The following is a 23484-nucleotide window of genomic DNA, read 5'->3' on the forward strand; positions in this document are numbered from 1 at the left end:
TGCGGTAAAGCCCACGCGCGGCAATGACTAGGATAAGCACAGCTTATGTATGACGCCCTTGGTGACCTGTCACTGGATCTGCTTCGTGCCTTCGAAGCGGCGGCCCGTCAGCGAAGTTTTACCGCCGCGGCGGTTGAGCTGGGCACCACGCAACCGGCCATCAGCCAGCAGATCAAGCGCCTGGAAGAGCAACTGTCGACACGCCTGTTCGATCGCATTTACCGTGGAATCGAACTGACTGAGGCCGGGCAGATCCTTTTCGAGCAGGTTCAGCTAGGTTTGCAGAATATCGACGCAGGATTGAGCGCGATCAGCGCACAGCAACAGCATGAAGTGCTGCAGGTGGCCACGGATTTTGCCTTCGCCGCCTATTGGTTGATGCCGCGTCTGCACCGCTTTCACGCGGCCAATCCGCAGGTGGATGTCAGCCTGGTCACCAGTGAACGCAGCCATAACATGCTACGTACCGATATCGATGTGGCGGTACTGTTCGGCGATGGCCGCTTCAAGCAGGGTGAAAGCCATTGGCTGTTCAGCGAAGAAGTGTTTCCGGTGTGCAGCCCGCAGTTGTTGAGCGAACGTCCCCTGCCCTTGCCGGCCCACGCATTGCTGGAGTTTCCGTTGCTGCACCTGCGTGGGGAGCACAGCAGTAACTGGTTCGACTGGAGTGGTGTGTTCCGCGAACTGGGCATCACTTCGCCCCCGGCACCCGGGCAGTTGCGCTTCGACAATTACACCTTGCTGATTCAGGCGGCGATTGGTGGCCAAGGCGTTGCCATCGGCTGGCGCCACCTTGTGGATAACTTACTGACGCAGGGGTTGTTGTGTCGACCGATCGGCGAAACGGTGATGTCGAGGCTGGGTTACTACGTGGTGTTGCCCCAGCGCAAACGACGCGGAGCGTTGATCCAGCAGTTTGTGGATTGGTTGATGGCAGAGCAGGCCAGCAGTGCGCAATCACTCAACGGCCTGACACTGCCGTCCATTGCGGTTTAGCTGTCGGTGGCGATGAAGTTGACGTGCTCTCGGATGTGCAGGTTCAAGTGCAATTCATCGGCAATGCCCGCGGCGGTGCGGGCCAGTCGTCCGAGTGGTTCGGCCAGTCCCGGCTCGAGGTTGCCCCCGATTTGGGCAAAATGTTCGATGGTCAGTCCCGGTATGCCGCGCGGTTCGTTAACCATCGTCCACTGCAAAGGGCTGCTCTGCAGTGCTTCGCGGATTTCCTCGGCGGCGTGACGTTCCAAGCTGTCCTCGGTTTCCGGATCGTCCAGCACGTCGAAATCACCCACCAGAAACAATCGGGCGATTTTTGCTGCCTGCATGCCATCGATTAGCGCATCTACTGCCAGCACCTGCTCTACCGGGCCCGGTACGATGGTTTTTTCCACGTGTTCGCTGCTGAACGGTAAACCTGGAGCGTCCAGTAGGCAGATGACCACGGAGCTGCCGGCCACACTCTGCTTGACCCGTTGCGCGTCGAACAGGTCGCCAGTCTTGGTGCGCAGCCCCGGACGGGGTGCCAGCGCATTGAGGTCATCGAGAATTGCGATCACTTCATGCTGGCGCCGCAGCATCTCAGCCATCAGCGCACTGCCCAAGCTACTCATGGCACCATAAAGCACCACTTTCACGACGGGGGTTTCGGCATTTTTCATGGCTGGGCTTCCTGTTTTCCAGCGCCTGTATGATGTTTGACCCGCAGGAACCAGCAAGGGTTCGAACAGTTTTCAGAGGGGTTCAGATGCAGCAGATCAGGGGTTACCACGCCCACGTTTATTTCGATGCCAGCACAATCGGGCTGGCGCGGGCCTTGTGTGAGCAGGCGGCGCAATTGTTTCCACTGAAAATGGGCCGCGTGCATGAGCGCCTGGTCGGTCCGCACCCGGACTGGAGCTGCCAGTTGGCGTTCGAGCCGCAGGTGCTGGGTGACGTGCTGCCGTGGCTGGCGCTCAACCGCAAGGGGCTGGTGGTGTTTCTGCACCCGGACACCGGCAACGATCTGCTCGACCACACCGAGCACGCGATCTGGATGGGCGCTATTCGGCCGTTGGACCTGACGGTTTTTTGATCAGAGTGTTTCTCCGGCCTCACCGGGCAGGTGTTCGTCCAGATGCAGCCACGGCAAGCGGCTGTCGGTCCAGATGTGCCGCTCGGCCGGCGCTTGCTCTGGATGGTCGAGGGTGGCGATGGTCAGGTCGATGCTTTTCGGGCTCAGGTGCGTCACCAGCGCCAGCTGCGCCCCGCAGTGGCCGCAGAAATATCGCGCGCAGGTGGATGAAGAATCATAGCGCGACGGCGTCCCGGCCAGCCATTGAAAGGCCGATACCGGCACGGTGATCCAGGTGGTCACGATGCCGCCGCTAACCCGTCGGCAAATCGAACAATGGCAGTGGGCGATATCGTGCAGCGGCCCGCTGAATTGATAGCGCAGTTGCCCGCAATGGCAGCCCCCGGTGTGAATTCTGTTCATGGCATTCCTCCTGATGCGTAGTTACCGACGTCTTCGTCGGATCGCCGCCCGGAGCAAGCCCGCTCCCACATTGGTTTTGTGTACGACTCAGATCCAGTGTGGGAGCGGGCTTGCTCGCGAAGGCCGTAACTCGGTTCACCTCCCCGCCCCAATCCGACGATCGGTTGCACATCCGGTCCTTGCTTTCATTGGCGAAAGCTGGCTGAAAGCTTCCCCGATTAGGATCGCCCCCACTACCGGCAACAGACCGGTTGGCCAATGCCAGCGTTTTATCGCTCGCACAGCCCATTTAACAACAACAATGGTGATTCTGATGTCCTCTTCTATCCGCCGCTTCGCTGCTACTCCGCCCGTACGTCTCGTGCTTCCCGTTCTGCGCTGATCCCGCCCGATCCGCCCATTCCCTAGCCGCGCTACGCCTGGAGTATTCCCATGCTGACTTTCCTTGGCTTCGCCATGGTCATCACGTTCATGTTCCTGATCATGACCAAGCGCCTGTCCGCGCTGATCGCCCTGATCATCATTCCAATCATCTTTGCCCTGTTCGGCGGTTTTTCGCCGAAGATCGGCCCGATGATGCTCGAGGGCATTACCAAGCTTGCGCCGACCGGCGTGATGCTGATGTTCGCTATCCTGTACTTCGCCCTGATGATTGACTCCGGCCTGTTCGACCCGGCTGTGCGCAAGATTCTCAAACTGGTCAAGGGCGACCCGCTGAAAGTTTCGGTCGGCACCGCCGTTCTGGCGCTCGTTGTCTCCCTCGATGGTGACGGCGCGACCACTTACATGATCTGCGTGGCCGCCATGCTGCCGCTCTACAGCCGTATCGGCATGAGCCCGCGGATCATGGCCGGCCTGATCATCCTCGCCGGTGGCGTGATGAACATGACCCCATGGGGCGGTCCGACCGCTCGCGCTGCCAGTGCGTTGCATGTGGACCCGTCCGACATCTTCGTACCGATGATTCCTGCGATGCTGGCTGGTGTAGTGGCGATCCTGGTCATTGCCTACTTCTACGGCAAGCGTGAGCGTGCACGCCTGGGTGAACTGCACCTGGTTGGCGATGAAATCGATCACAGCGAAATCAGCGTTTCGCAGTTCCCGGATGCCCGTCGTCCGAAGCTGATCTGGTTCAACGGCGCCCTGACCCTGGCCCTGATGGGCACCCTGATCGGTGGCCTGCTGCCGTTGCCGGTGCTGTTCATGGTGGCGTTCAGTATCGCCATGATCGTCAACTATCCTTGCCTGCAACAACAGAAGGATCGTGTCGCGGCCCACGCCGGTAGCGTGCTGGCGGTGGTCGGGTTGATCTTTGCGGCCGGTATCTTCACCGGTATCCTGACCGGCACCGGGATGGTCGACGCCATGTCGAAAAGCCTGTTGGCGGTGATTCCGGACTTCCTCGGCCCGTACCTGGCGGTGATCACGGCACTGGTAAGCATGCCGTTCACTTTCTTCATGTCGAACGATGCATTTTATTACGGCGTGTTACCGGTTCTTGCCGAAGCCGCCAGCCATTACGGTATAACCGCCGTGGAAATGGCACGTGCCTCGATCGTCGGTCAGCCCGTCCATCTGTTGAGCCCGCTGGTTCCATCGACCTACCTGTTGGTGGCCCTGGCAGGCATCGATTTCGGTGACCACCAGCGCTTCACCCTGAAGTGGGCAGTGCTGGTTTGTATCTGCATACTGATTGCTGCACTGCTGTTGGGGACTTTCCCGGTGTTCAGCACTCTATAAGCCCAAGACTCACCACTTCGGGTCCAGGCTTCGCTGTTTGAAGCCCGGGCCCGTTGTGGTTTAACAATCGCTCAAAGGAATACACATGGAATGGCTGACCAACCCTGAAATCTGGGTTGCCTTCTTCACCCTGACCGCCCTGGAAATCGTCCTGGGTATCGATAACATCATCATGATTTCGATCCTGGTCAGCCGCATGCCCAAGCACATGCAGGCACGCACCCGGATTTTCGGTCTGGCGCTGGCCATGATCACGCGAATCCTGCTTCTGCTGTCGATCACCTGGGTCATGCGCCTCACGGCGGACCTGTTCGTCGTATTCGGCCAGGGTATTTCCGGACGCGACCTGATCCTGTTCTTCGGTGGTCTGTTCCTGCTGTGGAAAAGCTCGCAAGAGATGTACCACGCGCTGGAAGGTGAAGATGAAAGCAACGACGAACCTTCGGGCAAGGGCGGAAACTTCCTCTACACCATCATCCAGATCGCGATCATCGACATCGTGTTCTCCCTGGACTCGGTGATCACCGCCGTTGGCATGGTCTCCCACGTACCGGTCATGGTCGCGGCAATCATCGTGGCGGTACTGGTGATGATGTGGGCATCCGGCACCATCAGTGAGTTTATCGACAAGCATCCATCGCTGAAGATGCTGGCGCTGTCGTTCCTGTTGATCGTCGGTACGGTGCTGATTGCCGAATCCCTGGACGTGCACGTGCCAAAAGGCTACGTCTACTTCGCCATGGCGTTCTCGCTGGCGGTGGAAGCGATCAACATCAGGATGCGCACTGCCATCGCGAAAAAGAAGAAACAGCAGGATCCGGTAAAGCTGCGCAAAGATATTCCGGGCCAGTAACCCGGTAGTACGCAACACCCTGTGGGAGCGAGCCTGCTCGCGATGGCGGTCTGTCAGTCAACATCAACGTTGGAGCTGATGGCCTCATCGCGAGCAGGCTCGCTCCCACTTTGTTTTTTGGCGGGTTGCATGAACGGGATTTCATGACAGTTTTGTTTCAATCCCTTCTTTGGCTATGCGATGCTGGCGCGCAGACCGTTAGCCAACTACAGCTTAAGTACAGAACGTAGAACGTTGCGCGGTACCGTCAACTTGCTCCTTTGGGGCGCTACACCACAGGGGGTCATTATGCTCACCCTGCTCAATTTGCTTTCTGCCGTGGCCCTGCTGATCTGGGGCACGCACATCGTCCGAACCGGCATCCTGCGGGTCTACGGCACCAACTTGCGGCATGTCATCAGCCATAACATGTCCAACCGCTGGCTGGCTTTCCTCTCCGGAATCGCTGTGACGGCGATGGTTCAGAGCAGCAACGCCACCGCCATGCTGGTCACTTCCTTTGTCGGCCAGGGCCTGATGGCGCTTACGCCGGCGTTGGTCACCATGCTCGGTGCCGATGTCGGTACGGCCTTGATGGCGCGGGTGCTGACGTTCGATCTGTCGTGGTTGTCGCCCCTGCTGATTTTTACCGGGGTGATTTTCTTTCTGTCGCGCAAGCAGACCCGACTCGGGCAGATGGGCCGTGTCGCCATTGGCTTGGGGTTGATCATTCTGGCGTTGCAACTGATTGTCGAAGCCGCGCACCCGATTACCCATGCCAAAGGGGTGAAGGTGATTTTCGCTTCGCTCACCGGCGACCTCCTGCTCGACGCCCTGGTCGGCGCGCTGTTCGCGATGGTTTCCTATTCCAGCCTGGCCGCTGTGTTGCTTACCGCGACTCTGGCGGGCGCCAACGTGATCAGCTTGCCGGTGGCCATCGGGCTAGTGATCGGTGCCAATATCGGCAGTGGTGTACTCGCTTTCCTCAGCACCAGCATGCAGAACGCCGCCGGGCGCCAAGTGGCGCTGGGCAGCCTGCTGTACAAACTGATTGGTCTTTTATTGATCATTCCGGTGCTCGATCCGCTGGTGCACTGGCTCGATGGCCTGGATTTCAGCCCTCAGGAAATGGTCATCGGCTTTCACCTGCTCTACAACATCGCGCGTTGCCTGATCCTGCTGCCAAGCGTTGGGCCGATGGCCAGGTTTTGTGCCTGGGTGCTGCCGGAGCGCCCGCTGGCCAACGGTACGGCCAAGCCCCGGCATCTTGACCCGACGGCGTTGGTCACCCCTGGCTTGGCGCTGGCCAATGCGGCCCGGGAAACCCTGCGCATGGGCGACCTGATCGACAACATGCTTGAAGCCATGCTGGATGTTTTGCACGGCAAGCAAACCGCCGTCACCCAGGAAATGCGCCGCCTGACCGACGATGTCGAAGCGCTCTACAGCGCGATCAAGTTGTACCTGGCGCAAATGCCCCGGGAAGATCTCAGCGATCAGGACAGCCGGCGCTGGGCGGAAATCATCGAACTGGCGATCAACCTGAAACTGGCCAGCGACTTGATCGAACGCATGCTGCGCAAGGTCCAGCAGCAGAAAACCTCGCAGCGCCGGTCGTTTTCCGAAGTCGGGCTGGACGAATTGACCGGGCTGCAAACTCAGTTGATCTCCAACCTGCGGCTCGGGATGTCGGTGTTTCTCAGTGGCGACCCGGAAAGTGCCCGCCAGTTGGTGCGTGAAAAACGTCGTTTCCGCGCACAGGAACGGCGCCTGGCCCACGCTCATGTCAGCCGCTTGCAACGAAAAATCGTGCAAAGTATCGAAACCAGTTCGTTGCACCTGGAACTGATCGCCGACATGAAACGTCTGAATTCGCTGTTTTGCAGCAGTGCCTACGTGGTGCTGGAAACATCGGAGACAGGTGCGCTGGTGGTCGACGATTTGAGCGACATCACTCATTCACCCTGAACGTCCGCAGTTGCCTGAAGTCTGTTGAACTTACGCCAGCCGTACGGAAGCTCGTTATGCGTTGTCTGTTGTTCGCTTGCCTGTTACTTGGCTCATTCCCGTCATTCGCTCTGGATCGCTTCCAGGTCGAGGGCTACACCCTGCGCAACGGTTTGCAGTTGCTGCTCAAACCCGGCACTGATCGCGGGCATGTGGCGATCCGGCTGGTGGTCGGCGTTGGCCTGGACGATTTCAAGTGTGAAGAAAAGGAGCTGCCGCATCTGCTGGAACACCTGTTGTTCAGCGGAATCGACGCCAGCGGCGAAGGCGGCCTGGAAGAAAGCATGCAGGCCCTGGGCGGTGAGTGGAACGCGTTCACCAGCAATGCCGATACGACCTTCGTCATCGAAGCCCCGGCGAAAAACCAGCGCAAGGTGCTTGACCTGTTGCTGGCGCTGCTGACCCAGACCCGCTTCGACGACAACGCCATCAACGCGGCCAAGCAAGTGGTCGAGCGTGAAGACGGCGGCCACTACTCGCACCTGCAACGCTGGCTCGATCGACAGGACCTCGGTCACACGGCCAGCAAACAACTGGCCGTGGAGCTGGGCCTCAAGTGCCCGGAGCGTGCGCAAGTCAATGACCTGACCCGTGAACAGCTGGAGCAGGTGCGCAAGGACTGGTATGCGCCGAACAACATGACCCTGATCGTGGTCGGCGACCTCGACAAGTTGCTGCCGGCCTATCTGGAGCGGGCGTATGGCGCGCTGGAAGCGATCACCCCCGGCGAGCATCCGCCGCTGCCGCAAATCCAGGCCAGCGCCGCCCATGAACGCACCTTGACCCACGGTCTGGTCGGCAACGGCGCCAAGTTACACTGGCTGGTGCCGGAGCCGGTACTGGAGGATGGGCACGATGAAACCTTCGATTTGCTCAAGGACTATCTGGATTGGGCGCTCTATCGCCAGTTGCGCCTGGCTCACGGTTTGTCCTACGGCCCGTGGGCGGAGCGCGAGGTGTTCGGCGGCGTGGGGTTCATGAGCCTCAATGCCGACCTTGAACGCGACGACGTGGCCGATGCCGAACAAGTACTTGAGGACCTGAAGGCCGGACTGCTCAAGGATGGCCTCAATGCCGATACCTTCAACCGCCTCAAGCAGGCCGCAATTGCCCGCCAGTCCTGGGCCGTGCAAGGCAACAGCGCGTTGGCCGACTACTACTGGAGCGCCATCGGCAACTACGAGGACGGTCGCTTCACCAACCCGACCCGGGAGCTGCAAGGGGTGACCCTGGAAGAAGCGAACAAGGCCGTGCGTGAGTTGCTCCTGCAACCGGGGTATTTGCGGATCGAGAAACCGTTGTTCAGTTATGACCAGTTGATGTGGCTGGCGGTCGGTGGGACGGGCTTGATCGTGTTGATGCTGGTGGGCTGGCGTTTGCATAGCAGGAAATAACCATTCCAGGTGACAACGGACTGAGAGGCCTTGCCGGTTCCCCCAGGTGCATGGTGTAACTGACCGTGAACCCTCGCCACAGAGCCGCACCAGCGGTACCCTGTCGAGGTTTTTTCCTACGACGACTGTGAAACCGCCGAATGCAAAACCTGACCTTTTTCGTACAGCGCATCCTCGAATTGATGAAGCGGTACCCTGGGGTCATTGCGCTCTGTGGTTTCATCTCGGGGGTGGGCAGTTTCATTCTGGTCGATCGCCAGCAAGGCCTGGCGAGCTGGATCACCACCATCATGCTGATCAGCTGGATCTGGCTGATGCTGGAAAACAGCCTGACCAAGCTGTTCAAGCGCATCTTCAAGCGAGAAATCCCGGAACCCTTGCTGCGTTACGCAACGCAGATGATCCATCAGGAAAGCCTGTTCTTTGTCCTGCCGTTCTTCTTCATCACTACGACGTGGAACAGTGGCCAGTTGTTTTTCACCGGGCTGCTCGGCGTCGCGGCGCTGATTTCGATCATCGACCCGCTCTACTACAAATGGCTGGCCCCACGGCGCTGGGCGTTTCTGGCCCTGCACACCCTGACCCTGTTCGCCGCGCTGCTCACCGCCTTGCCGGTGATCATGCACCTGACCACCGCGCAAAGTTTCAAATGGGCACTGGGTATCTCGGTGCTGCTGTCGTTCCCGAGCCTGGCGTCGATCTTCCCGATTCGTACCCTGCGCAATGCGCTGGCGATCTTGAGTATCACCTTGGGCATCGGCGCCGTTGGTTGGGAGCTGCGTTCGTGGGTGCCGCCAGCGACGCTGTGGATGACCGATGTGGCCATCAGCACGCAGATGCAAGACCGCACGCCGGGCGCCAGCCTCGACGAAGTCAGCGCCGAGCAGATTCGCAATGGCGGGCTCTACGCATACACCGCGATCAATGCCCCGCGTGGCCTGGACGAGCGGATTTATCACGTCTGGCAGTTCAACGGTAAAGAGGTCGATCGCATCCCCCTGGATATTCGTGGCGGGCGCAAGGAGGGTTACCGGGCCTGGACCCACAAGCAGAACTTCCCGGGCAACCCGGCCGGCAAATGGCAGGTTCGGGTGCTGACCGAAGATGGCCAGGTCATCGGCGTGCTGCGTTTCAAAGTCACGGACAGCACAGCGATCAAAGAAAAGTAATCCGGTTCGTGCTATTACGTAAATCTGCGTAATCACTGAACAAGCACGGAGCTTATGATCAGCAGCACGATGGCCGGCAACGCCCGATTGGACACGTCGATTACCCCAGCGCGGTTGCGGGTGACGGGCGACTGGACGCTTGCCCATTACGCTGACCTCAAGCTGTTGAGCGAAAAACTCCATGGCCAGTACGACGTCAACACCCCGATCGACCTCAATGGTCTAGGCGCCCTCGACACCGCTGGCGCCTCGCTGTTGGTCGAGCTGCTCGGCTCCGAGCGCCTCGGCCGTTCCGCCGAACACCCTGATTGCACACTCTCTGCCGCCGATCGTGCATTGCTGCAAACCGTCTACTGCTCGTTGACCGATTTCTGCGTACCGATCAAGGAACCGGAAGTCAGCGTTTCCATTCAGTTGCTGACCCGTATTGGCCGCGCGGTGGACACCGTCTGGCAGGACACCCTGCAACTGCTGGGTTTCGTCGGCCTGATCATCGAAACCATCGCCCGTGGCCTGTTCCGTCCCAAGCGCTGGCGCGTCACGCCGATGATCGCCCACATCGAACAGACCGGTCTCGACGCCGCGCCCATCGTTGCTTTGCTGACTTTTCTGGTGGGCGCCGTGGTGGCGTTTCTCGGCTCGACGGTGCTGGCCACTTTCGGCGCCACCGTCTTCACCGTGGACCTGGTGGGGTTTGCTTTCCTGCGCGAATTCGGTGTGTTGCTGACTGCAATCCTGATGGCCGGGCGCACCGCCAGTGCGTTCACGGCGCAAATCGGGTCGATGAAGGCCAACGAGGAAATCGATGCCATCCGCACCCTGGGCCTCGACCCCGTGGAGTTGCTGGTGGTGCCGCGGGTCCTGGCGTTGCTGATCGCCCTGCCGATGCTGACCTTCCTGGCGATGCTGTCGGGGATTATCGGCGGTGCCGTGGTCTGCGCGGTGGCGCTGGATATTTCGCCGGCGATGTTCCTGTCGCTGCTGCAAACGGACATCGGCGTTCAGCACTTTCTGGTGGGGATCGTCAAAGCGCCGGTGTTCGCCTTCCTCATCGCCGCCATCGGTTGCCTGGAAGGCTTCAAGGTCAGCGGCAGCGCTGAGTCTGTGGGCGCGCACACCACGTCGAGTGTGGTGCAGTCGATTTTCGTAGTGATCGTGATGGATGCGATTGCCGCGATGTTTTTCATGGAGATGGGTTGGTGAGTCGTATCCCCCGAGCGCCCTCCGAGGCGGTGATTGAAGTCCGTGGACTGTGCAACCGCTTTGGCCGCCAGAGCGTGCACGAAAACCTCGACCTGGACTTGTACAAGGGCGAGATCCTCGCCGTGGTCGGTGGCTCCGGCAGCGGCAAATCGGTGCTGCTGCGCAGCATTGTCGGGTTGCGCCAGCCCAGCGAAGGCGTGGTGAAAGTCTTCGGGAAAAACCTGCCGACCTTGTCCGAACACGAGCGTTCGCTGGTGGAGCGGCGATTCGGCGTGCTGTTCCAGAAAGGCGCGTTGTTCTCTTCGCTGACCGTGACCGAGAACGTCGCCCTGCCGCTGATCGAACACGCCGGCTTGAGCCGCAACGACGCCGAGCACCTGGCGGCGGTGAAAATGGCCCTGGCCGGGTTGCCGCTGTCGGCGGCGGAGAAATACCCGTCGTCGCTGTCCGGCGGCATGATCAAGCGCGCCGCCCTGGCCCGGGCATTGGCGCTGGACCCGGACATCCTGTTTCTCGACGAACCCACCGCCGGTCTCGACCCGATCGGCGCTGCCGCGTTCGACCAATTGATCCTGACCCTGCGCGATGCCCTGGGCCTGAGTGTCTTTCTGGTGACCCACGACCTCGACACGCTCTACACCATCACCGACCGGGTGGCGGTGCTGGCGCAGAAAAAAGTGCTGGTGGCGGATGCCATCGACAATGTCTCGGAAACCGACGATGCGTGGATTCACGAATACTTCCATGGCCCTCGCGGCCGCGCGGCATTGACGGCCGCCCAACAGCTCAATGAGGTCTGACATGGAAACCCGAGCCCATCATGTATTGATCGGCCTGTTCACCGTTATTGTGGTGACGGCCGCGCTGCTGTTCGGCCTGTGGCTGGCCAAGTCCAGTGTCGACACCGAGTTCAAGGACTACGAAGTCGTGTTCAACGAGGCGGTCAGCGGTTTGTCCAAGGGCAGCTCGGTGCAGTACAGCGGGATCAAGGTCGGCGATGTGATCTCGCTGCGCCTGGACCCGAAAGACCCGCGCCGGGTGCTGGCGCGAATTCGCCTGGCCGGCGATACCCCGGTCAAGGAAGACACCAATGCCAAGTTGGCCCTGACCGGCGTCACCGGGACTTCGATCATCCAGCTCAGCGGCGGCACGCCACAGAGCCCGACACTCAAGGGCAAGAATGGCAACCTGCCGACCATCGTCGCCTCGCCCTCGCCCATCGCCCGCCTGCTCAATGACAGCGAAGACCTGATGGCCGGGGTGACCACGCTGATGCATAACGCCAACCTGATGTTCTCCACGGAAAACATCGAGCGCATCAGCAATACCCTGGAGCACCTGGAGCAAACCACCGGGGCCATTGCCGATCAGCGCGGCGATATTCGCCAGGCCATGCAGCAACTGGCGTCGGTGGGCAAGCAGGCCAACACCATGCTGGAGCAGACCACGGCGCTGATGCGCAATGCCAACGGGCTGCTCAACGAGCATGGCAAGGAGGCGCTGGGCAGCGCCGAGCAGGCGATGAAGTCGCTGCAGGAGAGCAGTGCCACCCTCAACAAACTGATCACCGCCAATCAGGATTCGCTCAACAGCGGCATGCAAGGCCTCAATGGCCTGGGCCCGGCCGTTCGCGAGATGCGCGAAACCCTGAGTTCGTTGCGCACCATTACCACACGCCTGGAAGCCAACCCCAGCGGTTACCTGCTGGGCAGTGACAAGACCAAGGAATTCACACCATGAAGCTGATTCGGATTGCCCTCGTCGCTGGCTTCACGCTGATCAGTTCGTGCTCGATCCTGCCCAAGCCCGAGCCCTTCGAGGTCTATCGATTGCCATCGGCCCAGAGTGCATCGGCCAGCCATGGCACGCCGCAGCGCTGGTCGCTGCGCCTGAGCAAATTCCAGTCCAGCGAAGCGTTGAACAGTCCGAACATTGCCGTGATTCCCCAGGGTGATGTGATCAGCCACTACAAGGGTTCACGCTGGAGCGACCCGGCGCCGGTGCTGGTGCGCAATCGTCTGCTGGAAGGTTTCCAGTATGACGGACGGGTGCCATTGTTGAGCACCGATGACAGCATTTTCCAGACCGATCTTGAATTGGGCGGCAGCCTGCAGGCGTTCCAGACTGAATACCAGGGCATGAATGCCAGCGCGGTCGTGCGTCTGGATGCATTGCTGGTGCGCAGTTATGACCAGCGCATCCTCGCTAGCCGCCGCTTTGAAGTGCGCCAGCCACTCAGCGATGTGCAGGTTCCGGCGGTGGTGGTCGGGTTCGGTCAGGCGAACGATCAGTTGACCACGCAGGTGGTGAACTGGGCGGTTGAGCAAGGGCAGAAGTTAGCGCCACCGCCGAGACCTTGAGGAAGAACACAGTCCCCCTGTGGGAACGCCGCACCGCCGCTCCCACAGTTAATTTGTGCCGGCCTTATCAGCGCTGCAAAAACGCCTGATGCAACTCAGCCAGCGTTTCAAAGTGATACGCCGGCGCTTCGGCGCTCAACTCTTCATGGCTGCCGAACCCGTAGCCCACCGCCGCCGCGTCCAGGCCATTGCTGCGCGCGCCGATCAGGTCGTGCTTGCGGTCGCCGATCATCAGGGTGTTGGCCGGGTCCAGGCTTTCTTCGGCCATCAAGTGAGCGAGCAACTCCACCTTGTTGGTCCGGGTGCCGTCCAATTCACTGCCGTAAATCACCTTGAAGTGTTTGGCAAAGTCGAAATGCCGGGCGATTTCCCGGGCGAACACCCAGGGTTTCGAGGTAGCGATGTACAACTGACGCCCTTGTCCGCCCAAGGTTTCCAGCAGCGGCATGACGCCATCGAACACGCGGTTTTCGTAGAGACCGGTGACCTTGAAGCGTTCGCGGTAGAAATTCACCGCCTCCCACGCCTTCGGCTCGTCGAAGTCGTAGAACTGCATGAACGCCTGCAACAGCGGCGGGCCGATGAAGTGTTCGAGTTTCGCTAGGTCCGGCTCATCGATACCCAGTTTGCCCAGGGCGAACTGGATCGAACGGGTGATGCCTTCGCGCGGGTCCGTCAGGGTGCCATCGAGGTCGAACAAAACGGTTTGGTAATGCATGTCGAATCCTGAATAAGGGGGCCGGGTCAAAGCTGGTCGTAGCCTTCGGCCAGATGCAGATCCTTGAGCTTCACGTAGTTCGCCGCGCTGTAGGTGAAAAAGGCGCGCTCCTTGTCAGTCAGCGGGCGGATCTGCTTCACCGGACTGCCCACATACAGGAAGCCGCTTTGCAGATGCTTGCCCGGCGGCACCAGGCTGCCGGCACCGATGATCACATCATCGTCGACCACTGCGCCGTCCATGACGATGCTGCCCATGCCGATCAACACCCGGCTGCCTACCGAACAACCATGCAGCATGACCTTGTGGGCGATGGTCACGTCATCGCCGATCAGCAACGGAAAGCCGTCCGGGTTGAACGGCCCGGCGTGGGTGATGTGCAACACGCAGCCGTCCTGCACGCTGGTGCGCGCGCCGATGCGGATGCGGTGCATGTCGCCACGGATCACGGTCAGCGGCCAGACCGAGCTGTCTTCGCCAATTTCAACGTCGCCGATCACCACCGCCGAGCCGTCGACAAAAGCGCCTTTACCCAGCAGCGGCGTGTGGTTCTGATACTTGCGAAGGTTCACGATAGGGTTTCTCTCTGTTGCTGATAGCTGCGGTGAACGTCGATTGTAATTAAGATGGCTGCATGTTTCTCCAGCCAAGGTATCAACCGTGAGCGTGAACAACCCTCTTTTGCAGTCCTATGACCTGCCGCCGTTCTCCGCCATCCGCGCCGAACACGTACAACCGGCCATTGAACAGATCCTGGCTGACAACCGTGTCGCCATCGTCGAGATCCTCAAGACCCAGGTCAAACAGCCAACGTGGGCTGGCCTGGTGCTGGCGATGGACGAACTCAACGACCGCCTGGGCGCCGCCTGGAGCCCGGTCAGCCACCTCAATGCCGTGTGCAACAGCGCCGAACTGCGTGAAGCCTACGAGTCGTGCCTGCCGGCCTTGAGCGCCTACTCCACCGAAATGGGTCAGAACCGCGAACTGTTCCAGGCTTTCGAAGCCCTGGCCAACAGTCCGGAGGCCGCCGGTTTCGACGTGGCGCAGAAAACTATCCTGGAACACTCCCTGCGTGACTTCCGTCTGTCGGGTATCGACCTGCCGGAAGCCGAACAGAAGCGTTACGCCGAAGTGCAGAGCAAGCTGTCCGAACTGGGCAGCCGTTTCTCCAACCAATTGCTCGATGCCACTCAAGCCTGGACCAAGCACATCACCGATGAAGCCGCCCTCGCCGGCCTGACCGACTCGGCCAAGGCGCAAATGGCCGCCGCGGCTCAGGCCAAGGACCTGGACGGCTGGCTGATCACCCTGGAATTCCCGAGCTATTACGCGGTGATGACCTACGCCCAGGACCGCGCACTGCGTGAAGAAGTCTATGCGGCCTACTGCACCCGTGCGTCGGACCAGGGCCCGAATGCCGGCCAGAACGATAACGGCCCGGTCATGGAAGAAATCCTCGACCTGCGTCAGGAACTGGCCAAGCTGCTGGGTTTCAGCAGTTTCTCTGAGCTGAGCCTGGCGACCAAAATGGCCGAGTCCAGCGATCAGGTGCTGAGCTTCCTGCGTGACCTGGCCAAGCGCAGCAAGCCGTTCGCCACCCAGGATCTTGAGCAGCTCAAGGCTTATGCCGCTGAACAGGGCTGCCCGGATCTGCAAAGCTGGGACAGCGGTTTCTACGGCGAAAAACTCCGTGAACAACGCTACAGCGTGGCCCAGGAAGCCCTGCGCGCCTACTTCCCGATCGACAAGGTGCTCAGTGGCCTGTTCGCCATTGTCCAGCGCCTGTACGGCATCGAGATTGCCGAACAGAAAGGTTTCGACACCTGGCACCCGGATGTTCGCCTGTTTGAAATCAAGGAAAACGGCCAGCACGTAGGCCGCTTCTTCTTCGACCTGTACGCCCGCGCCAACAAGCGTGGCGGTGCCTGGATGGATGGCGCCCGCGACCGTCGTCGCACCGCTGGCGGTGTATTGCAAAGCCCGGTGGCCAACCTGGTGTGCAACTTCACCCCGGCCGACAGCGGCAAGCCTGCGCTGCTGACCCACGACGAAGTCACCACCCTGTTCCACGAGTTCGGTCACGGCCTGCATCACCTCCTGACCCGCGTCGAGCATGCTGGTGTGTCCGGCATCAACGGCGTGGCCTGGGATGCGGTCGAGCTGCCGAGCCAGTTCATGGAAAACTGGTGCTGGGAGCCGGAAGGACTGGCGCTGATTTCCGGTCACTATGAATCCGGCGAACCGTTGCCCCAGGATCTGCTCGGGAAAATGCTCGCGGCGAAAAATTTCCAGTCCGGCCTGATGATGGTCCGCCAATTGGAGTTCTCGCTGTTCGACTTCGAACTGCACGCTACCCACGGCGACGGCCGCAGCGTGCTGCAAGTGCTTGAAGGCGTGCGCGATGAAGTCTCGGTGATGCGTCCACCGGCCTACAACCGTTTCCCTAACAGCTTCGCTCACATCTTCGCTGGCGGTTACGCAGCGGGTTACTACAGCTACAAATGGGCTGAAGTACTGTCGGCCGATGCGTTCTCGAAGTTCGAAGAAGAAGGCGTGCTCAACGCCGATACCGGTCGTGCGTTCCGCGAAGCAATCCTGGCCCGTGGCGGCTCCCAGGAGCCGATGGTGCTGTTCGTCGACTTCCGTGGTCGTGAGCCATCAATTGACGCACTCTTGCGCCACAGCGGCCTGAGTGAGGACGCGGCAGCATGAGTGAGGGACCTGTGATTACGAAAAAACGCTTTATCGCCGGGGCGGTCTGCCCGGCATGCAGCGAGCCGGACAAATTGATGATGTGGAATGAAGACCAGGTCCCGCACCGAGAGTGCGTGGCCTGCGGTTACTCCGACACACTTAATGAGCAAGGGCTTTCGGTGCCCAAGGAGTTGGGTACGCGGGTTAACACCAGCGCACCCAAACCTGCCGACACCAAGGTTCAGGCGGTTCAGTTCTTCCCGAATCCGAAATTGAAGAAAAAGCCTGACGAACAACACTGAGTGAAAAAAAGCCCCCGTTGCGCCATGCAGCGGGGGCTTTTTTATTCGATGTGAGCGGACTTGAACCAGCTCTTCATCGAGCACGCGGCGAACGGGCTGGTGCTGCAGTCGCCATTGGCCAGGGCAGTGCGCAGTTTTTCCACATCAGCCTGCATCATGTAGCGGATGCCGTCCTTGAAGTGGGTACTGTCGCCAAAGCCGCCTTGGGTCATTTCGTTCAGTGCCTCTTCCTTGGTCCAGCCCTGCACCACCACCCTGTACATGGCCGCTATCAGTCCGGTCCGGTCGGAGCCATGCTTGCAGTGCATCAGCACTGGACCGTTGGCTTCGGCGGTTTGAATGGTACGCAGTGCCTTGAGTATGTCTGCATCATCTACGTGGTTGGTTCGATAAGGCAAATGAACTTGGGTGATTTTTGCCGTGGACAACCAGCTCGCGTCTGACTCGGGCAGAAAACTGACCACCGTGCCGACCCTGAGTCTTTCCAGTAACGGCAATGCCCCACTGTCCGGCAACGCACTGCGGTACAGCGTAGGCGACATCTGGAAAAGGTTGTACTGGACCTCGACTGGTTGCGCCCAGTCTGTTGGGCGAGTCGAGATGCTGTCGGCGGCAAGAGCTGGTGTGAGGTTGAACAATGCGACCAGCAACAGGCACATCGCAAGGATAAAGCGCAGTAAGGACATGCCCGAGTGACCGTTCAGGGAGAGAAAGGATGTTGGAATCCAGCTTCAACCCTGAGCGGTCAAAGGCCTGTGAGAGGACTGTCAATGAAACGTGAAAGGGTGTTGTCTGAGGTGACTGGCATGGACTTACAATTTGAGTTTGATGAATGATTTGACCAAGTCATCCATCCCCGGGACGTAAAAGATGCCGGAATGGGGATTGATCCTTCGTACTTTAAAATTTGCTCCATTGTCCACGGATAATGCAGTCATGAAATAGTCGAACTCCGGTTGATCACCATCTTCCATATCCAGCACTTCAATTTGCACCCCGATTCTCGGAGGAGGGACAGGTTCAATTGGTTTCTCTGGATCAAAGATATCAACAAGATCCTCTGGTTCAAGAGAGAGAAAAGCTCCGTCGCCAGGAGCAATTATCGGTTGACTGTAGAAGGCGAGAGCCAGCTTGGTAATGGCGTCGATATCTTTCTCATCAATACTTCGGTCTGGAGTTACGTTAATGTCAGACCATGGATCGTAGTCTAGTCTGTACTCTTCGATGTTCTCAGACTTTATGTGCAAGGTCATTGTCGTGACATTGCTGTAGAGGTTGAAAGATCGCTGGTCGGCACTATTGTCCGATTGTTTTCTTACTAACTTTATAATTACCTTATCAATTCCCGGTGTTTCTATCCGCTGTAGAAATACACCTGTATCGCCGGGTGTCCACATAATAATATCCCTATATATCCAATCTGCTACGCATGGACGTCATGCGTAGCAGGTCAAACCACATCGACATTCTCCTGTCGATTGCTTACTGCAAATCATCAATTATGGATTGACAATATCTGCATAAGCTTTGGCCAGTGCCAGCATTTTTACCTTGTCGGTTTCACCGATATTGCCATCACCCTCTACGTCTCTGACATTGTCAATACTGAAAGTCTGGCCACCGTCGCGAGACGAAGCAATGTAAATGGTGGAATCCAGCAGGCTCTCCGTCGGAGAGCCGTTACCATCCAGACTCGATTCTTTCAAAGCAAACTGCATGGAGACTAGCACTTCATTCGGGTCGACTATGGTAGGCCCAAGTTTTTGCAGAAAAATACCACGACGATTAAAAAACGACATTATTAAATCCCTTTAAGTTATTTCCATATGTCTGATTACAGCGACTAAACAATACAGACAAACATAATTTTTAGGCCACTCTTTATATGTAACTCTCAATTTCAAAGAGTTCTGGAGGCGTCCCATCCATGTTTGATGGTCAAGCTGTTAATTAGCCGTTTATACAAAAGGCGCCGAACGGCATTGGCTCGCCGATGAGTTCTGGTGTACTGTATAAGCATACAGTATGGTAAGGCGCTCACTATGAATATGCCATTGCCTCCTCGCGGACGCGGCACCGCGACCAACCCGCACAACCGCTTCGCCCCTAATCATTCGGTGGCCGAGGACGACGGTTGGTACCAGGAAGCACCCGTGACTCAAGGCACGGAAGTGCGCATCGAGACGGCGAAAACCATCATCACCCGCAACAATTCGCCGGACCTGCCCTTTGATCGCTCGATAAACCCTTATCGCGGCTGCGAGCATGGCTGCATCTATTGCTACGCACGCCCCAGTCACGCCTATTGGGACATGTCGCCGGGGCTGGATTTCGAGACAAAACTGATCGCCAAGACCAACGCCGTGGACGTACTGGAGGAGCAGCTGTCCAAACGTGGCTATCAATGCGCACCGATCAATCTGGGTTCCAACACCGATCCCTATCAGCCGATCGAGCGTGAATACAGGATCACCCGGCAAACCCTCGAAGTACTCCTGCGTTACCGACACCCTGTGACCATCGTCACCAAGGGCTCGCTGATTCTTCGCGACCTGGACCTGCTGACCGAACTTGCCAGCCAAAGACTGGTGGCGGTAATGATCAGCCTGACCACCCTGGATGACGAACTCAAACGCATCCTCGAGCCCCGTGCCGCAGCGCCCACGGCCCGGTTGCGGGCGATCAGGGTCATGCGCGAGGCGGGCATTCCGGTGGGCGTGCTGTGTTCACCGATGATTCCGATGATCAACGACAGCGAACTCGAAAGCCTGCTCGCCGAGGCCCATGCGGCCGGGGCGCAAAGTGCTGCCTACATGATGTTGCGCCTGCCGCTGGAAGTGGCGCCGCTGTTCGAAGAATGGCTGGGCGCCCACTATCCGCAGCGGGCGGCGCATGTGCTGAGCCTGATTCGCCAGAGCCGTGGCGGTGAACTCTACGACAGCCGCTTTGGTGCTCGAATGCGTGGTGAAGGCCCCTTCGCCGACCTGCTGGCACAGCGCTTTGCCAAAACCATCAAGCGCCTGGGGCTCAATCGCCGGGAAGGCTTTGACCTGGACTGCAATGCCTTTTGTCCGCCTGGTCGCCAAATGTCGTTGATTTGAGGACAATTGGCCTATGGTTGAGTACTGAAGATCGCGCTCACGCCTTAGGCTGGTCACGTTTTTTGTGACTTGGAACACGCATTCCAGAGCGTTTTATTCAGTTTCAATTAAGATTCGGCCGCTACCTTGTTCATCGAGTGACTGATGGGTCGAGATTTTTGGCCTGGATGTTTTTTAACAGCCACTGGCTTCACACCGGACCACCCGGGAAGACTCCCTGAGCCCGCCAATGAGGATGAATTGATGAGTGACAAGGATAAACAGCCGTTGGCTGCGTCGGCTTCAGCCCAACCCGAGGCCGAAACCGCCGATGCAGCGTTGCAGCATATCGTTGACGGCTTTTTGCATTTTCATCATGAGATCTTTCCTCAGCAGGAAGAGCTCTTCAAGAAACTCGCCACGGCCCAGCGGCCACGAGCGATGTTCATCGCCTGCGCCGATTCGCGCATTGTTCCCGAGTTGATTACCCAGAGCTCCCCCGGCGACTTGTTCGTGACCCGTAACGTCGGCAACGTCGTGCCGCCTTATGGGCAAATGAACGGCGGTGTTTCCACGGCCATCGAGTACGCCGTACTGGCGCTGGGAGTGCATCACATCATAATTTGCGGGCATTCCGACTGCGGCGCCATGCGCGCGGTGCTCAACCCGGACAGTCTGGAAAAAATGCCCACGGTCAAAGCCTGGCTGCGTCATGCCGAAGTGGCCAAGACCATGGTGCAGGAGAACTGCAACTGCTCTAGCGAAAGCGAAAGCATGCACATCCTCACCGAAGAGAATGTGATCGCCCAATTGCAGCATCTGCGCACCCATCCGTCGGTGGCCTCGCGCATGGCCAATGGTCAGCTATTTATTCACGGCTGGGTCTACAACATCGAAACCAGCGAAATCAAAGCGTACGACGCCGATCAAGGCTGTTTCCTGCCGCTTAATGGCAGCCTGCCAATTCCCGTGGCGACGCCCAAAGCGCGCTTCTAAACCCTCCTAAATCGTTGTGTGGTTCAGCCGAGGCTGCCGTTCAGGCAGCCTGGCTTTGCCATGCCTGAAGAAAACTTCGGGAGATTCACCATGCGTGCTGCTCGACTCAAAGCTGTTCTGCCACGGGAGCTGCTGGCTTCGGTGGTTGTGTTTCTGGTCGCCCTGCCCCTGTGCATGGGCATCGCGATTGCCTCGGGGCTACCGCCGGCCAAAGGACTGATCACCGGCATCATCGGTGGTCTGGTGGTCGGTTGGTTGGCCGGCTCGCCGCTACAAGTCAGCGGTCCGGCGGCGGGCCTGGCCGTTCTGGTATTCGAACTGGTTCGCCAACACGGTATCGCCATGCTCGGGCCCATTCTGTTGTTGGCGGGTTTGCTGCAACTGGTGGCTGGCCGTTTGAAGCTGGGCTGCTGGTTTCGGGTGACGGCACCCGCGGTGGTGTACGGCATGCTGGCCGGGATTGGTGTGCTGATCATCCTGTCTCAGGTGCATGTAATGCTGGATGCCGTGCCCAAACCCTCGGGCCTGGATAACCTGGCGGCCTTCCCGGCGGCGATGGCCCAGGCGTTGCCCTCGTTTGGCTGGCAAGCCGGGTTGCTCGGTTTGTCGACGATCGCCGTCATGTGGCTGTGGGAGAAATTCCGTCCGCAATCCCTGCGCTTCGTTCCTGGCGCGCTACTCGGCGTCGGTCTGGCCACGCTTGCCAGTCTAATGCTGGCGTTGCAGGTCAAGCGGGTCGAGGTACCGGCCAACCTGACGGAGGCCATCGACTGGCTAAAGCCAGCGGATCTGCTCAACCTGGCTGATCCGGCTTTACTGATCGCGGCGTTTGCGGTGGCCTTCATCGCCAGTGCCGAAACCCTGCTCTCAGCTGCCGCGGTTGATCGCATGCACAGTGGTCAGCGCTCGGACTTCGACCGGGAATTGTCGGCGCAAGGTATCGGCAACATGCTGTGTGGCCTGCTTGGGGCGTTGCCGATGACCGGCGTTATCGTGCGCAGTTCGGCGAATGTTCAGGCCGGCGCAACCACGCGGTTTTCGACCATTTTCCACGGCCTGTGGTTGTTGGCGTTCGTGCTGTTGCTGTCCAGCGTGCTGCAAAGCATTCCGGTGGCGAGCCTGGCGGGTGTGCTGGTTTACACCGGTTTCAAGCTGGTGGATCTCAAGGTCTTCCGTGGTTTGGGTCGGTACGGTCGGGCGCCGATGTTCACCTATGCGGCAACCGCGCTCGCCATTGTTTTCACGGACCTGCTGACCGGCGTGTTGATTGGCTTCGGCCTGACGCTGGTGAAGCTGGCGCTGAAAGCTTCGCGGTTGAAAATCAGCCTGATCGACCTGCCGCAGGAAGGGGAAATGGAATTGCGCCTGGTGGGCGCGGCGACCTTCCTCAAAGTGCCGGCGCTGACCCAGGTGCTGGGCAGTATTCCACCAGGCGTGACGGTGCATGTGCCGCTCAATAACCTGAGCTACATCGATCACTCGTGTCTGGAACTGCTGGAGGAATGGGGCCGGGCGAATGCGGCCAAGGGTTCGAAGCTGTTGATTGAATCGCGGGGGTTGAAGCGCAGACTCGAAGGCAGGGTTCGTACCAACACGGGCATAGGTGCGGCTGGCTGAAGCCCAATGTGGGAGCGAGCAAGCTCGCTCCCACAGGGGATTGTGTTTACCGGTGGATCAAGCCGCCGGCTGATCCAGTTCCAGGCCTACGCCCAAACGGCGGGACATGCACGGCCAGCGTTTCCACGCGGCACCGGTGTCCGGGCTATTGAGTTTGTCACGGTAGGCTTCCACCGACTCAAGTGCGAAACTTTCGTCGTTGAGCATCTCGTCAATGGTGTGATGCACCACTTCGTCCAGTTGGTTGGCAAATTCCTCACCGATCAATTGGTGAGCAATCAGGTTGGCGACAGTCATGTCCAAAGGGATCAGTGGCTGGCCGAAATGCTTGATGTACAGGTCGTTGACCTCTTCGACAAACCGGTGCGCCAGGTAAGCTTCATCCAGCAGGCTGTCGAGCCCGACATGGCCGGCCATGATGGCTGGCGGCTGGAGGAAGTACTGCTCGGCGATACTCAGCACCGGTTTGATCTGTGACTCAATGCCCGCTTCCCTTGCGACTTCATTGGCTGCATCCAGCAGATCGGGCACTTCTTCGATGTAGGCGGCGACAAATCGCGTCAGTACGCCGTTGGTATCGGCCTCCGGCAATTGGATCGCCGGGTGCAGATGAGGCAGCTTACTTTCCAGCTGACGCGTCAGCAGGCCGGTCTGGGCTTCGTGTTGTTGGGCTTTTTGGATCTGCTCGCGCAATGCGGCGGTGTTCATGAAAACTCCAGGAAACAAGGCAATGAAATAGGGAAGACATAACTTAGCTGGCTTACGAAAAATGCTAAGACGCATTTGTCATAATTATTTCATCCTTGAGACGGCCCCGTTATATCGGTTTGCCACCACTCGTCTGCATCCTTCTCCATTCGTGCCCTGCAACGCAAGTTAATGCTGTTTCAGATCATTTACGC

The 23484-nt window shown here is 59.0% G+C and carries 24 protein-coding genes; 16 read left to right on the top strand and 8 right to left on the bottom strand.

What is annotated here, in order from left to right; translation table 11 throughout:
• The first annotated feature begins 45 nt into the window (after positions 1 to 45).
• Positions 46 to 996, top strand: a complete 951-nt coding sequence (locus AB4O40_RS17700) for a choline sulfate utilization transcriptional regulator (RefSeq protein ID WP_056726751.1) — start codon at positions 46 to 48, stop codon at positions 994 to 996.
• On the opposite strand, the gene AB4O40_RS17705 is transcribed toward AB4O40_RS17700, so the two are convergent.
• Positions 993 to 1655, bottom strand: a complete 663-nt coding sequence (locus tag AB4O40_RS17705; RefSeq protein ID WP_056726750.1) for an NAD(P)-dependent oxidoreductase — start codon at positions 1653 to 1655, stop codon at positions 993 to 995. The genes AB4O40_RS17700 and AB4O40_RS17705 overlap by 4 nt on opposite strands.
• A gap of 86 nt (positions 1656 to 1741) precedes the next feature.
• Between AB4O40_RS17705 and AB4O40_RS17710 the strand changes: the two genes are divergently transcribed.
• Positions 1742 to 2068 carry a DOPA 4,5-dioxygenase family protein gene (locus AB4O40_RS17710; RefSeq protein WP_056726749.1) on the top strand — a complete coding sequence of 109 codons (327 nt, stop codon included), beginning with the start codon at positions 1742 to 1744 and terminating at the stop codon, positions 2066 to 2068.
• Here the strand turns inward: AB4O40_RS17710 and AB4O40_RS17715 are convergent, their stop codons facing one another.
• Positions 2069 to 2470: a GFA family protein gene (locus tag AB4O40_RS17715; RefSeq protein ID WP_056726748.1), complete on the bottom strand. Its 402-nt coding sequence runs from the start codon at positions 2468 to 2470 to the stop codon at positions 2069 to 2071.
• Between the two features lie 432 nt (positions 2471 to 2902).
• On the opposite strand from AB4O40_RS17715, the gene AB4O40_RS17720 reads away from it, so the two are divergent.
• The 9 genes from AB4O40_RS17720 (at position 2903) to AB4O40_RS17760 (ending at position 13175) form a co-directional block, all read left to right on the top strand.
• The gene (locus AB4O40_RS17720) at positions 2903 to 4210 is read left to right on the top strand and encodes a CitMHS family transporter (protein WP_056726747.1); all 1308 of its coding nucleotides are present in this window, start codon (positions 2903 to 2905) and stop codon (positions 4208 to 4210) included.
• Between the two features lie 85 nt (positions 4211 to 4295).
• Positions 4296 to 5063 (top strand): TerC family protein, encoded by a 768-nt coding sequence (locus AB4O40_RS17725; protein ID WP_056726746.1) that lies wholly within the window; start codon positions 4296 to 4298, stop codon positions 5061 to 5063.
• A 288-nt stretch (positions 5064 to 5351) separates the two neighbouring features.
• On the top strand, positions 5352 to 7010 hold the full coding sequence (locus AB4O40_RS17730) for a Na/Pi cotransporter family protein (protein WP_056726745.1): 1659 nt from the start codon (positions 5352 to 5354) through the stop codon (positions 7008 to 7010).
• Between the two features lie 56 nt (positions 7011 to 7066).
• Positions 7067 to 8443 carry a M16 family metallopeptidase gene (locus tag AB4O40_RS17735; RefSeq protein ID WP_056726744.1) on the top strand — a complete coding sequence of 459 codons (1377 nt, stop codon included), beginning with the start codon at positions 7067 to 7069 and terminating at the stop codon, positions 8441 to 8443.
• A 140-nt stretch (positions 8444 to 8583) separates the two neighbouring features.
• Positions 8584 to 9612, top strand: a complete 1029-nt coding sequence (locus tag AB4O40_RS17740) for a DUF5924 family protein (RefSeq protein ID WP_056726743.1) — start codon at positions 8584 to 8586, stop codon at positions 9610 to 9612.
• Positions 9613 to 9666: 54 nt separating this feature from the next.
• Positions 9667 to 10815, top strand: coding sequence for an ABC transporter permease (locus AB4O40_RS17745; protein ID WP_056726742.1), 1149 nt, complete (start codon positions 9667 to 9669; stop codon positions 10813 to 10815).
• Positions 10812 to 11615, top strand: coding sequence for an ABC transporter ATP-binding protein (locus AB4O40_RS17750; RefSeq protein ID WP_056726741.1), 804 nt, complete (start codon positions 10812 to 10814; stop codon positions 11613 to 11615). Before AB4O40_RS17745 ends, AB4O40_RS17750 begins: the two co-directional genes overlap by 4 nt.
• Position 11616: 1 nt before the next feature.
• A complete protein-coding gene (locus AB4O40_RS17755; protein WP_056726740.1) occupies positions 11617 to 12555 on the top strand; it encodes an MlaD family protein in 939 nt (312 codons plus the stop codon).
• A complete protein-coding gene (locus AB4O40_RS17760) occupies positions 12552 to 13175 on the top strand; it encodes an ABC-type transport auxiliary lipoprotein family protein (RefSeq protein ID WP_056726739.1) in 624 nt (207 codons plus the stop codon). The genes AB4O40_RS17755 and AB4O40_RS17760 overlap by 4 nt, the downstream gene beginning before the upstream one ends.
• A gap of 67 nt (positions 13176 to 13242) precedes the next feature.
• On the opposite strand, the gene AB4O40_RS17765 is transcribed toward AB4O40_RS17760, so the two are convergent.
• Positions 13243 to 13893: an HAD family hydrolase gene (locus AB4O40_RS17765; protein WP_056726738.1), complete on the bottom strand. Its 651-nt coding sequence runs from the start codon at positions 13891 to 13893 to the stop codon at positions 13243 to 13245.
• A 26-nt stretch (positions 13894 to 13919) separates the two neighbouring features.
• Positions 13920 to 14465 carry a gamma carbonic anhydrase family protein gene (locus AB4O40_RS17770; RefSeq protein WP_056726737.1) on the bottom strand — a complete coding sequence of 182 codons (546 nt, stop codon included), beginning with the start codon at positions 14463 to 14465 and terminating at the stop codon, positions 13920 to 13922.
• 88 nt (positions 14466 to 14553) lie between these two features.
• Between AB4O40_RS17770 and prlC the strand changes: the two genes are divergently transcribed.
• Positions 14554 to 16605: an oligopeptidase A gene (gene prlC / locus AB4O40_RS17775; RefSeq protein ID WP_414913605.1), complete on the top strand. Its 2052-nt coding sequence runs from the start codon at positions 14554 to 14556 to the stop codon at positions 16603 to 16605.
• Positions 16602 to 16889, top strand: coding sequence for a YheV family putative zinc ribbon protein (locus tag AB4O40_RS17780; protein ID WP_056726735.1), 288 nt, complete (start codon positions 16602 to 16604; stop codon positions 16887 to 16889). Before prlC ends, AB4O40_RS17780 begins: the two co-directional genes overlap by 4 nt.
• 41 nt (positions 16890 to 16930) lie before the next feature.
• Here the strand turns inward: AB4O40_RS17780 and AB4O40_RS17785 are convergent, their stop codons facing one another.
• The 3 genes from AB4O40_RS17785 to AB4O40_RS17795 form a co-directional block, all read right to left on the bottom strand.
• Positions 16931 to 17575, bottom strand: coding sequence for a phosphatase domain-containing protein (locus tag AB4O40_RS17785; protein WP_223542695.1), 645 nt, complete (start codon positions 17573 to 17575; stop codon positions 16931 to 16933).
• Between the two features lie 126 nt (positions 17576 to 17701).
• Entirely contained in the window at positions 17702 to 18286 is a 585-nt protein-coding gene (locus tag AB4O40_RS17790; protein ID WP_409078215.1) for a hypothetical protein, read from the bottom strand.
• Positions 18287 to 18388: 102 nt separating this feature from the next.
• Positions 18389 to 18688, bottom strand: a complete 300-nt coding sequence (locus tag AB4O40_RS17795) for a hypothetical protein (RefSeq protein WP_223542697.1) — start codon at positions 18686 to 18688, stop codon at positions 18389 to 18391.
• 243 nt (positions 18689 to 18931) lie between these two features.
• Here AB4O40_RS17795 and AB4O40_RS17800 point away from each other — a divergent pair, with 243 nt between their 5' ends.
• From AB4O40_RS17800 to AB4O40_RS17810, 3 genes are all read left to right on the top strand, one after another.
• Positions 18932 to 19990 carry a PA0069 family radical SAM protein gene (locus tag AB4O40_RS17800; RefSeq protein WP_409078216.1) on the top strand — a complete coding sequence of 353 codons (1059 nt, stop codon included), beginning with the start codon at positions 18932 to 18934 and terminating at the stop codon, positions 19988 to 19990.
• Positions 19991 to 20233: 243 nt separating this feature from the next.
• Entirely contained in the window at positions 20234 to 20965 is a 732-nt protein-coding gene (locus AB4O40_RS17805; protein WP_008045785.1) for a carbonic anhydrase, read from the top strand.
• A 90-nt stretch (positions 20966 to 21055) separates the two neighbouring features.
• Complete coding sequence (locus AB4O40_RS17810; RefSeq protein ID WP_056726730.1) at positions 21056 to 22582, top strand: SulP family inorganic anion transporter; 1527 nt, start codon at positions 21056 to 21058, stop codon at positions 22580 to 22582.
• 57 nt (positions 22583 to 22639) lie between these two features.
• Here the strand turns inward: AB4O40_RS17810 and AB4O40_RS17815 are convergent, their stop codons facing one another.
• Complete coding sequence (locus tag AB4O40_RS17815) at positions 22640 to 23290, bottom strand: hypothetical protein (RefSeq protein WP_056726729.1); 651 nt, start codon at positions 23288 to 23290, stop codon at positions 22640 to 22642.
• Between the last annotated feature and the right edge of the window lie 194 nt (positions 23291 to 23484).

Source organism: Pseudomonas sp. S2_F07 (assembly GCF_054668325.1).

What these genes read in the sequence shown, in the direction of transcription:
- AB4O40_RS17760 (WP_056726739.1), top strand. Translation starts at nt 12,552, where the DNA reads ATGAAGCTGATTCGGATTGCCCTCGTCGCTGGCTTCACGCTGATCAGT.
- AB4O40_RS17710 (WP_056726749.1), top strand. Translation starts at nt 1,742, where the DNA reads ATGCAGCAGATCAGGGGTTACCACGCCCACGTTTATTTCGATGCCAGC.
- AB4O40_RS17765 (WP_056726738.1), bottom strand. Translation starts at nt 13,893, where the DNA reads ATGCATTACCAAACCGTTTTGTTCGACCTCGATGGCACCCTGACGGAC.
- AB4O40_RS17730 (WP_056726745.1), top strand. Translation starts at nt 5,352, where the DNA reads ATGCTCACCCTGCTCAATTTGCTTTCTGCCGTGGCCCTGCTGATCTGG.
- AB4O40_RS17800 (WP_409078216.1), top strand. Translation starts at nt 18,932, where the DNA reads ATGAATATGCCATTGCCTCCTCGCGGACGCGGCACCGCGACCAACCCG.
- AB4O40_RS17785 (WP_223542695.1), bottom strand. Translation starts at nt 17,575, where the DNA reads ATGTCCTTACTGCGCTTTATCCTTGCGATGTGCCTGTTGCTGGTCGCA.
- AB4O40_RS17725 (WP_056726746.1), top strand. Translation starts at nt 4,296, where the DNA reads ATGGAATGGCTGACCAACCCTGAAATCTGGGTTGCCTTCTTCACCCTG.
- AB4O40_RS17745 (WP_056726742.1), top strand. Translation starts at nt 9,667, where the DNA reads ATGATCAGCAGCACGATGGCCGGCAACGCCCGATTGGACACGTCGATT.
- AB4O40_RS17700 (WP_056726751.1), top strand. Translation starts at nt 46, where the DNA reads ATGTATGACGCCCTTGGTGACCTGTCACTGGATCTGCTTCGTGCCTTC.
- AB4O40_RS17740 (WP_056726743.1), top strand. Translation starts at nt 8,584, where the DNA reads ATGCAAAACCTGACCTTTTTCGTACAGCGCATCCTCGAATTGATGAAG.
- AB4O40_RS17715 (WP_056726748.1), bottom strand. Translation starts at nt 2,470, where the DNA reads ATGAACAGAATTCACACCGGGGGCTGCCATTGCGGGCAACTGCGCTAT.
- AB4O40_RS17795 (WP_223542697.1), bottom strand. Translation starts at nt 18,688, where the DNA reads ATGTCGTTTTTTAATCGTCGTGGTATTTTTCTGCAAAAACTTGGGCCT.
- AB4O40_RS17735 (WP_056726744.1), top strand. Translation starts at nt 7,067, where the DNA reads ATGCGTTGTCTGTTGTTCGCTTGCCTGTTACTTGGCTCATTCCCGTCA.
- AB4O40_RS17720 (WP_056726747.1), top strand. Translation starts at nt 2,903, where the DNA reads ATGCTGACTTTCCTTGGCTTCGCCATGGTCATCACGTTCATGTTCCTG.
- AB4O40_RS17790 (WP_409078215.1), bottom strand. Translation starts at nt 18,286, where the DNA reads ATGTGGACACCCGGCGATACAGGTGTATTTCTACAGCGGATAGAAACA.
- AB4O40_RS17805 (WP_008045785.1), top strand. Translation starts at nt 20,234, where the DNA reads ATGAGTGACAAGGATAAACAGCCGTTGGCTGCGTCGGCTTCAGCCCAA.
- AB4O40_RS17755 (WP_056726740.1), top strand. Translation starts at nt 11,617, where the DNA reads ATGGAAACCCGAGCCCATCATGTATTGATCGGCCTGTTCACCGTTATT.
- AB4O40_RS17810 (WP_056726730.1), top strand. Translation starts at nt 21,056, where the DNA reads ATGCGTGCTGCTCGACTCAAAGCTGTTCTGCCACGGGAGCTGCTGGCT.
- AB4O40_RS17780 (WP_056726735.1), top strand. Translation starts at nt 16,602, where the DNA reads ATGAGTGAGGGACCTGTGATTACGAAAAAACGCTTTATCGCCGGGGCG.
- AB4O40_RS17815 (WP_056726729.1), bottom strand. Translation starts at nt 23,290, where the DNA reads ATGAACACCGCCGCATTGCGCGAGCAGATCCAAAAAGCCCAACAACAC.
- AB4O40_RS17705 (WP_056726750.1), bottom strand. Translation starts at nt 1,655, where the DNA reads ATGAAAAATGCCGAAACCCCCGTCGTGAAAGTGGTGCTTTATGGTGCC.